Source organism: Actinomadura sp. 7K534 (assembly GCF_004348575.1).
GTDB lineage: Bacteria > Actinomycetota > Actinomycetes > Streptosporangiales > Streptosporangiaceae > Spirillospora > Spirillospora livida.
In genome coordinates this window covers 1-8,800 of sequence record NZ_SMKB01000278.1, presented here as the reverse complement: position 1 = coordinate 8,800, position 8,800 = coordinate 1, and the positions used below count along the sequence as shown (strand labels likewise).

Genomic DNA, 8,800 nt, shown 5'->3' with positions numbered 1-8,800 from the left:
CTGCCGTGTCGTCACGGCGGCCTGGTCGGCGAGAGTCATCGTCACTGCGCTGTTCGTCCTGTCTCGCCCTGCTTGGTATCAGAAGGACTCGTTCGTCCCTTGTGTCACAGCAGTCTGACAGAGAGGGCTCGGGCGAGGGGGACGGCCTGCGAACCGAGTCGGGCGGTGCGTGCGACGAGTTCAGCGGTGATACCGACATCGCGGCTCTGGCGAATGAGGTGGAGCGGCGCCTCAGACATGTGCAAGGGCGCGTCTCTCCCCGGGAACTGCCGCACGCCGTCCGGCAGACTGCGCAGCGCATCCACAGCCAGTTCTCGGACGCTCGCGACGCGGCCTGCCAGGGGGACGAAGAGGTCCACGGCAGACCCGGCTACCGGCCGCCCGCGGTGATGCGGCGAGAGGTCGAAGCCCGCCATGCGACGTGTGTGTTCCCCACCTGCAACCAGCCCTCACACCGCTGCGATCTGGACCACACGGTGCCCTGGCGGCCCGGAATCACCTGCCGCTGCAACCTTGCACCTCTCTGCAGACGCCACCACAGACTGAAGCAGCGCAAGGATTGGCGGCTCTTCCAAATCTGGGCCGGACTGCTGATCTGGGTCACCCCGTCCGGCGCCTGGTACCTGGTCCGCCCAGAACGCCGGTAGAACCGGGCCTCAAGCGGAGTTCAGGTGGATGCGGGCCCAGGAGTTGTTGATGTAGCCCTTGGGGTTCCATAGGTGGGCCGGTGATTCGGGTTGGAGCGCGCCTGTGGAATCCCATGCCCTTGCGGTGATTTCGACTTCGCCCGTGGGGAGGTCGACGGTCGTGTGCCAGTGCTGCCATGTCCACGGTCCGTCTCCGGCGTCCAGGTCCGCCTGGGCCCAGGTTCGGCCGCCGTCCACGGAGACGTCCACGCGGGCTACGGTGCGGTCATCCCCGGCTAGGGCGTAGCCAGTAACCCGTGTGGGGCCGGGAGGCACGTGGGCACCGTCGTCGGGGCTGAGGATCTCGCAATTGAGGGCGATCGGCCCCAAGGAGATGCCGTCGCCGGGTCCGGCTCGGCTGGGGTCGGCCTCCGGGGGGAGGACGCGGTAGGCGGTGGCCTGGAAGTAGTTGGCGGACGGCTCCGCCTGCGCGGTGACGCGGGTGAGCCACTTGACGCTGCGTGCCCCGATCCAGCCGGGGACGATCACCCGCAGCGGGGCACCGTGGATCCGGGGGAGCGGTTCACTGTTCATGGCCCAGGCCAGGAGCACCTCCGGGCTCAGGGCCTTGGCGACCGGGATGGAGCCGCCGTAAGGCTCGGGCGGATCCGGGAGAGGGGAGACGTCCGGCGCGGCGAAGGCGATGTGGGCGGCGTCGGAGTTCAGGCCGGCGTGGGCCAGGACGTCGGCCAGGCGCACCCCGCTCCAGCGTGCGGTGGCGGTGGCGCAGGGGCCCCACGGCTCCTCGCCGGGGATGTCGCGCACCTCCAGCAGCCCGGCGCGGCGGTTGCCGGCGCATTGCAGCGTTGCCGTCACCTCGACCTCGTTGAACCGGTCGCGCAGTTGCTGCAGAGACAGTTCCAGTGGGGCCCGCACCAGGCCGTCCACGGTAAGGCGCCACGCGGCGGGGTCGATCTCGGGGATCGGGCCGTGGTTGCGGCTGTAGAACGCATCGGGCGGCGTCACGCGGTGTCCGGCCAGCGCCGTGCGGGGCGGCTCGGCGTTGTACGGCTCCCGCTCGTGCACCACCATGTCGTCCCGTTTCCCCCATGGACTCATGCCGTGGGAGTACCCGCACCGCGCGGTTGATGCGGTCTTTCCGCAGGTCACCGAGGTGCGAACCGCTTGTTTACGGGTATGGCGGGCGAAAGGCCGAATGCGGCCCGGTCGTTGACCAGGCCCTGACCTGCAGGGGTGGCGATGTTCTTCCAGCAGTTCTACTTCGAAGGTCTGGGGCACGCGTCGTACCTGCTGGGGTCGGAGCAGACCGGGGAGGCGCTGGTGTTCGACCCCCGGCGGGACGTCGACGACTACCTGGAGCAGGCGCGCCGCAAGGGGCTCCGCATCCGGTACTCGCTCGACTCGCACGGCCACAACGACTACCTCTCCGGGGTGACGCAGCTCGCTGCCCGCACCGGCGCTCAGGCTCTCGGCTCCGCCACGGCGGACCTCGGCTACCGGCACCGCGCCCTGCGCGACGGAGAGCAGTTCGAGATCGGGGAGATCGGCATCGAGGTGCTGCACACGCCTGGGCACACCCCCGAGCACATCAGCCTTCTCGTCTACGACCGGGACCTCGGCGCGGACGAACCTGCGCTGCTGCTGTCCGGCGGTGCGCTGCTGGTCGGCGACCTTGCTCGGCCCGATCTGCTCGGCGGGCGCGCTGAGGCCGAGGAGGCCGCCCGGGCACTTTGCGACACCGTGCGGGACAAGATCCTTTCGCTTCCCGACCACGTGGAGGTCTTCCCTACTCATGTGGCCGGTTCGCTGTGCGGTGGCAGCATCGGGAGTCGGCTGTCCACGACCATCGGCTACGAGCGGCGTACCAACTCCCGGCTCGCCGAGACCGGCGCCCCGGAGCGGTTCGTCGAGCGCTGCCTGCGGCCCGACGCCCTGCCCGCCGTCCCGCCGTACTGGCGCCGGATGCGCGCGCGGAACCTGGCGGGCGTCGAGCCCGTCACCCTGGTCGGGGAGCCGCCCGCGCTGCAGGTGGAGCAGGTCCGGCGGGCCCAGGACGAGGGGGCCGTCGTGCTGGACGTCCGCGCGCCGGAGGCGTTCGGCGGGAGCCACGTCCCGGGCGCGCTCAACGTCGGGCTCGGCTCGTCCTTCGCCACCTGGGCGGGGACCGTGCTGCCGGAGGCCGCCCGCGTCGTCCTCGTCGTGGACCGCCCCGAGGACGTGTGGACGGTCACCTGGCACCTGCTGCGCATCGGCTACGACCCGCCCGTCGGCTGGCTCGCCGGCGGCATGACGGCGTGGCGCGCCGCCGCCGAGCCGCTGGAGGGACTGCCGCAGATCAGCGTCGGCGAACTCCACGACCGGGTGGTGGCCGAGGAGGTGAACGTGCTGGACGTCCGCCAGCCCGCCGAATGGTCCGCGGGGCACGTCCCGGGCGCCGCCTTCATCACCGGCGCGGAACTGCCCGCGCGGCTCGGCCGGGTGCCGCGCGGCAGGCCGCTGGCCGTCACCTGCAGCACCGGGTACCGGTCGTCCGTCGCCGCCAGCCTGCTGGCCGCTCATCAGGACGAGCCGGTCCTCAACGTGCTCGGCGGGATGACCGCGTGGCGGGCCGCGGGGCATCCTGTCGAGGTGCCCGTCGGCGCCGCTGCGGGGTGAGCGGGGCGGGTCAGGCGACCTCGACGAAGCCCAGGTGTTCGTAGAGGCGGCGGGCTCGGCGGTTGCGGCGGGTGACTGCGAGGGTGAGGGTGTCGTGGCCCTCTGCGGTGAGTGCGTGCATGGCGGCGCGGACGAGCCCCTGGCCTAGGCCGTGGCCAGAGTGGGACGGCGCGGTGAAGAGGAAGGCCAGCAGTGGCAGGCCCCGGTAGAGGGAGACCAGCGCGGCGCCTACGGGGCGGCCTTGGTCCTCGGCGACGAACGACGCGGCCGGGAGGAAGGTGCCGTACTCGCCGTCCAGCGCCAGCCGGATCTCGCGTGCCGCGCCCTCGGGGTCCCCTACGTCGGCCTCGTCGGGGGTGCCGCGGTAGGCGTCCCACATGACCGGGCCCAGCGCCGGGACGTCATCGGGCCGGAACGGGCGGATACCGGGTGGGGGCGGCGGCATCGTGCGCAGCGGCGCCTGGAAACGGCTGCGCACCGGTGCACCGTACGTCCCGGATGTCATGGTTTCGAGTCTAGGCGGCGCCCCCGCGCCGGGCGGGGGCGCCGGGCGGTGTCAGCGCTTGTAGCGGCGGCCGTGGATCATGTTGATCATGTTGAGGACGCGCGCCATCTCCTTCTCGGTGCGCTCGAAGGAGGTCAGGTTCATCGTCGCGAACCGCTGCCGCGTGATGGCCTTCGGGCGGGTGAACTCGCGCAGCCCGTCCGCGCCGTGGATCCGGCCGAACCCCGACTCGCCGACACCGCCGAAGGGCAGCGCGGCGACCTGGGCGAACGCGGCGAAGGCGTTGATGGACGTCATGCCGGAGCGCATCCGGCGGCCGGCGTCCATCGCGCGGGACCGATCCCCGGAGAAGATCGTCCCGGCGAGGCCGTAGCTGGTCCGGTTGGCCTTCTCGACGGCCTCGTCCAGGTCCTTGACGCGGTGCACGGTGATCGTCGGGCCGAACGTCTCCTCGGACACGGCGGCCGAGTCGTCCGGCACGTCGGTCAGCACGACCGGCTCCACGTACGGCTTGCGCACGGACTCGGCGCCGCCGACGACGGCCTTGCCCCCCTTGTCCAGGGCGTCCTTGATGTGCCGCTCGATGATGTCGAGCTGGGCCGGCATGGTGATCGGGCCGTAGGCGGCCTCGCGGTCGAAGCCGGGACGCAGGTCCTTGGCCTTGTCGGTGAGCTTGCCGAGGAACTTGTCGTAGGCGTCGTCCACGACGTAGATGCGCTCGACGCCGATGCAGGTCTGGCCCGCGTTCGACATCGCGCCCCACAGCGCCGCGTCGGCGGCGGCGTCGAGGTCGGCGTCGGAGTCGACGATGCAGGCGTCCTTGCCGCCGCACTCGGCCACGATCGGCGTGAGGTTCTCCGCGCACGCGGCCATGACGCGCTTGGCGGTCCGGGCCGAGCCGGTGAAGGCGATCTTGTCGACGTCCGGGGACGAGGCGAGCGCCGCGCCCGTCTCGCCCAGCCCGGTGACCGTCTGCAGCACTGGGTGCTCGGGCACGACGGCGGAGACGAGCTCCTCCAGGAAGACCCCGACGCCCGGGGTGAACTCCGACGGCTTGAACACCACGGCGTTGCCGGCGGCGAGCGCGTAGGCGATCGAGCCCATCGGGGTGAAGATCGGGTAGTTCCATGGGCCGATGACGCCGACGACGCCGAGCGGCTGGTACTCCAGCACGCACTTCTGGTTGATCGCCATGAGGCCCGGGAAGACGGTGCGCGGGCCGAGGGTCTTCTGCGCGTTGCGCGCGGCCCAGTCCAGGTGGGAGATCGCCATGATCGTCTCAAGCTGGGCGTCCTGGAGCGGCTTGCCGGTCTCCTGGTGGACGAGCTCCGCCATCCGGTTGAGGTTGCGGGTCAGCGAGCCCTTGATGTTGAGGAGCCGGAGCCTGCGCTCCTTCCAGCCGAGGGCGCGCCACCAGCCGGCCGCCTCGCGGGCCCGCTCGACCGCCGCGGCGACGGCGGCGGCGTCCCGGACGGGATGCTCGGCGACGACCTCGCCGGTGGCCGGATTCAAGGACGCGAACGTCTCGGTGCTCTCCGTGGCCACGGACATGAGGAACCTCCCGGGAGGAGCCTGGTAAGTGATTGCTTGCAGGTGTGTACCGGCTAGTAAATCACCCTACGTCCCGGACGGTCACCCCAAGGGCGAGCGAGGTCAGTCGCTCCACCACTGGAAGAGCGAGTGCCCGAACTGGATCGGGAACTCGTCCAAGCCCAGTGCCCCGGTGAGGTGGAAGATCACGTCGAAGAACGCCTGGTTGACCGGCCCCAGCCAGAGCAGGGCGATCAGGATGAGGAAGGCGTAGCCGCCGTAGGGGGCGACCTTGTCGACCAGGCCGCGCGGCAGGTACGGCTCGATGATGCCGAAGCCGTCCAGCCCCGGGATCGGCAGCAGGTTCAGCACGGCCGCGGTGACCTGGAGGAACGCCAGGAACGCCACGCCGAGCCAGAACACCCCGTGGTCCTGGTGGGCGAAGTTCTTGTAGAGCACCGCGAGCATGATCGCGAACAGCGCGTTCGACAGCGGGCCCGCGGCGGAGATCAGGCTGTGCCGCAGCCGCCCCCGGATCCGGTGCCGCTCGATCCAGACGGCGCCGCCCGGCAGGCCGATGCCGCCGAGCACGATGAACACCACCGGGATCAGGAAGCTGAGCGTGATGTCGGAGTACTTGAGCGGGTTCAGCGTCAGATAGCCCTTGGAGACGACGCTGTGGTCGCCCGACCGGTAGGCCATGTAGGCGTGCCCGAACTCGTGCAGGCACAGCGACACCATCCACGCCGCCAGCACGAACCCGAACACCGCGAGCCGGGCCGGCTTGGCCGGGTCGTCCGCGTACCGCCAGGCGATCAGGCCGCACAGGACCGTCGCCGCCACGATCGCGAGGAAGATCGGGCTCGGCCGGACGGCCGCATCCCCTCGCGTCCCGTGCGCAGTCCCCTCCATGGCTTCGGCCCCTCTCGCCGCGCCGTCTCCGCCGGCGCCCCGGTCCCGTTCGATCTTCGAAGCTACCCGCTCGCCGGAGTCACGGCGCCGCGATGACCGGAACGACGTAGGTGCGCAGGAAGCGGCGCAGCTCCTCGGGATCCCGGTCGCGGTCCATGACGATCAGCGAGGTGATGATGCGGAAGAGGAACTCCACCGTCCCCTCCACCTCGATGTCGGCCCTGAGCGTCCGCTGCCGCTGCGCCTTCTCGAAGGACGGCCGCACGTAGTCGCAGCAGACCGCCAGCACGTGCTCCGCCGCGCCGGCCACCGCCGCCTGCATGTGCCCCGCCGCCTCCGGCACCAGGAAATGGGTGATCGTCGGCTCGTTGCGGACGTGCTCGATCGCGTCGAGCGTCCCCTCGACGATCGCCTCGGCCACCGACCGCTCCCGGCGCAGCCGGTCGGCTAGCCGGTCCAGGAACCGGTGCAGGTCCCGGACCACGACCTCGAGGATCAGCTCGTCCCGCCCGCCGGTGACGCTCCGGTACACGGTCGCCCGGGACAGCTTCGCCGCGGCCGCGATGTCCTCGACCGTCGTCTTCGCCACGCCGAACCGGCGGAAGCACTCGTCCGCGGCGTCGATGATCCGTTCACGCGTCGCGTCGGTGGTGGTGGCCATCGGCATACCTGAACATTACCGGCGACCCGGACTGCGGGCCGCACGACGTGTCAGAAGATGGGCAGGGGTTAGAACAGGTGCCGGGTCAGAACAGGGTGCCCTCGTGTTCGATGCCGCGCAGTGCGTCGTAGTCGAGCGTCACGCAGTGGATGCCGCGGTCGGCGGCGAGCACGCGGGCCTGCGGCTTGATCTCCTGGGCGGCGAACACGCCGCGGACGGGCGCGAGGTGCGGGTCCCGGTTGAGCAGCTCCAGGTACCGGGTGAGCTGCTCGACCCCGTCGATCTCGCCGCGCCGCTTGATCTCGATGGCGACCGTGGCGCTGTCGGCGTCCCGGCACAGGATGTCGACGGGGCCGATCGCGGTGGGGAACTCGCGGCGGATCAGCGTGTAGCCGTCCCCGAGCGTCGTGATGTGCTCGGCGAGCAGCTCCTGCAGGTGCGCCTCCACGCCGTCCTTCCGCAGGCCGGGGTCGACGCCGAGCTCATGGCTCGTGTCGTGCAGGATCTCCTCGATGGTGAGGATGAGCCGCTCGCCCGACTTGCCGTGCGTGACCGTCCAGCGCGCGACGGCGCCGTTCTCCTCGTAGCTCTCCTCGCGCAGCGAGCAGGGCGGGTTCATCCAGTTGAGCGGCTTGTAGGCGCGGTCGTCGGCGTGGACGCTCACGCTTCCGTCCGCCTTGATCAGGATCAGCCGCGGCGCCATCGGCAGATGGGCGGTGAGCTTGCCGGCGTAGTCGACGCTGCAGCGGGCGATAACGAGACGCACGGCGCCCAACTCTAGTGCCCGGCGCGGGCTAAGGCGGCGCGACCGCGGATCTAGGGCGTCATGCCGATGCGGGTCCGGGCGCCTTAGGAAGAACCTCTTGGATGTCGGTCGCGTCCGGTGGCCGGCATCGAAGAGGAGGGACCGTGTACCACCACGACATCATGCGGTCGCTCATGAAGGAGCGGGTGCGCGAGCGCCTGGCGGAGGCGGAGGCCGAGCGCGCCGGCCGGTTCGCCCGCCGCGCCCGCGAGTTCTGGGCCGACCGCGCCGAGCGCGCGGCCGCCCGCCCGCCCCGGCGGACGTCCCGGCGCGCCGCGCCCCAGCGCTGACGTCCCCGAACCGCTAGCGGAATGAAAACCTTTGTCAACCCCTGGAATTCTCAGGAAACCGTGATTAGCGTCGCGAGTGGGAGTCATCCTCCGTCTGGCGAAAGGACCCCCGCATGTCTCTTGACGTGACCCCGGAACTCCTGGAGACGGCACAGCAGGGCGAGGTCGGCGACGCCGCGTTCGTCGAGTGCATCAGAACGTCCCTCCCGTACGCGTGGGACATGATCAGCGGGCTGGTGGCGCGGCTCCAGGTCGACGGCGGCGACTTCGCCGACAACCTCACGCCGCCGCCGGACGAGCAGGCCCGCGGCCAGCTCCTCCGCGTCCTGGCGAGCGACGCCATGCGCGGCACCCTGGAACGGCACTTCGGCATCAAGCTCGCGTTCCAGAACTGCCACCGCGTCGCCGTCTTCCCCGCCGGCGAGTCGGACGCCTACCGGACGTTCGTCACCGCCCGCGAGCAGATCCTCAACCAGTCTCCCGAGCTGCGCGACTGCTGACCCGCGACCCGCGGCGTGCCCCCTGTGCGACCACGGGGGGCACGCCGCGGTCGTTTCCGGGGGCCATTCCGCTCGGTCACGCCGTGGCGGCGCGGACCTTGGGGAGGACCTCCTCGCCCAGGCGGGCGATGTTCTCCAGGGCCGCTCCGCGGGAGCCGGCGGCCTCCACCATGAGGATCAGGTGCTTGATTCCTGTTGTCCGGACGGTGGTGACGAGGGCGTCGATGCAGTCGTCCGGTGAGCCCACGGGGTGCAGCTCGCACATGCGGCGCGTGTAGGCGACGGGGTCGCGGGG

The 8,800-nt window shown here is 71.1% G+C and carries 10 protein-coding genes and 1 pseudogene; 3 read left to right on the top strand and 8 right to left on the bottom strand.

The features are described from left to right. Positions 1-104: 104 nt before the first annotated feature. Positions 105-416, bottom strand: coding sequence for a hypothetical protein (locus E1266_RS32530; RefSeq protein ID WP_132053656.1), 312 nt, complete (start codon positions 414-416; stop codon positions 105-107). A 240-nt stretch (positions 417-656) separates the two neighbouring features. Continuing rightward, positions 657-1,745: a sulfite oxidase gene (locus E1266_RS32525; protein ID WP_132053654.1), complete on the bottom strand. Its 1,089-nt coding sequence runs from the start codon at positions 1,743-1,745 to the stop codon at positions 657-659. Positions 1,746-1,886: 141 nt separating this feature from the next. Here E1266_RS32525 and E1266_RS32520 point away from each other — a divergent pair, with 141 nt between their 5' ends. Next, positions 1,887-3,302, top strand: a complete 1,416-nt coding sequence (locus E1266_RS32520) for an MBL fold metallo-hydrolase (protein ID WP_132053652.1) — start codon at positions 1,887-1,889, stop codon at positions 3,300-3,302. Between the two features lie 10 nt (positions 3,303-3,312). Here E1266_RS32520 and E1266_RS32515 read toward each other — a convergent pair whose 3' ends face one another. From E1266_RS32515 to nucS, 5 genes are all read right to left on the bottom strand, one after another. Beyond that, on the bottom strand, positions 3,313-3,807 hold the full coding sequence (locus E1266_RS32515; protein WP_132053649.1) for a GNAT family N-acetyltransferase: 495 nt from the start codon (positions 3,805-3,807) through the stop codon (positions 3,313-3,315). A gap of 51 nt (positions 3,808-3,858) precedes the next feature. Then, complete coding sequence (locus E1266_RS32510) at positions 3,859-5,358, bottom strand: aldehyde dehydrogenase family protein (protein WP_132053647.1); 1,500 nt, start codon at positions 5,356-5,358, stop codon at positions 3,859-3,861. A gap of 102 nt (positions 5,359-5,460) precedes the next feature. Beyond that, a complete protein-coding gene (locus E1266_RS32505) occupies positions 5,461-6,249 on the bottom strand; it encodes a site-2 protease family protein (RefSeq protein ID WP_132053645.1) in 789 nt (262 codons plus the stop codon). A 79-nt stretch (positions 6,250-6,328) separates the two neighbouring features. Continuing rightward, the gene (locus E1266_RS32500; RefSeq protein WP_132053643.1) at positions 6,329-6,916 is read right to left on the bottom strand and encodes a TetR/AcrR family transcriptional regulator; all 588 of its coding nucleotides are present in this window, start codon (positions 6,914-6,916) and stop codon (positions 6,329-6,331) included. Between the two features lie 79 nt (positions 6,917-6,995). Beyond that, a complete protein-coding gene (gene nucS, locus E1266_RS32495; protein ID WP_132053641.1) occupies positions 6,996-7,676 on the bottom strand; it encodes an endonuclease NucS in 681 nt (226 codons plus the stop codon). A 143-nt stretch (positions 7,677-7,819) separates the two neighbouring features. On the opposite strand from nucS, the gene E1266_RS32490 reads away from it, so the two are divergent. Together E1266_RS32490 and E1266_RS32485 are read left to right on the top strand one after the other, a co-directional pair. Then, entirely contained in the window at positions 7,820-8,005 is a 186-nt protein-coding gene (locus tag E1266_RS32490) for a hypothetical protein (RefSeq protein WP_132053638.1), read from the top strand. Positions 8,006-8,118: 113 nt separating this feature from the next. Further along, a complete protein-coding gene (locus tag E1266_RS32485) occupies positions 8,119-8,505 on the top strand; it encodes an SCO5389 family protein (RefSeq protein ID WP_132053636.1) in 387 nt (128 codons plus the stop codon). A 76-nt stretch (positions 8,506-8,581) separates the two neighbouring features. Here E1266_RS32485 and E1266_RS38435 read toward each other — a convergent pair. Next, a pseudogene (locus tag E1266_RS38435) lies at positions 8,582-8,800 on the bottom strand (LLM class flavin-dependent oxidoreductase); the annotation flags it as partial.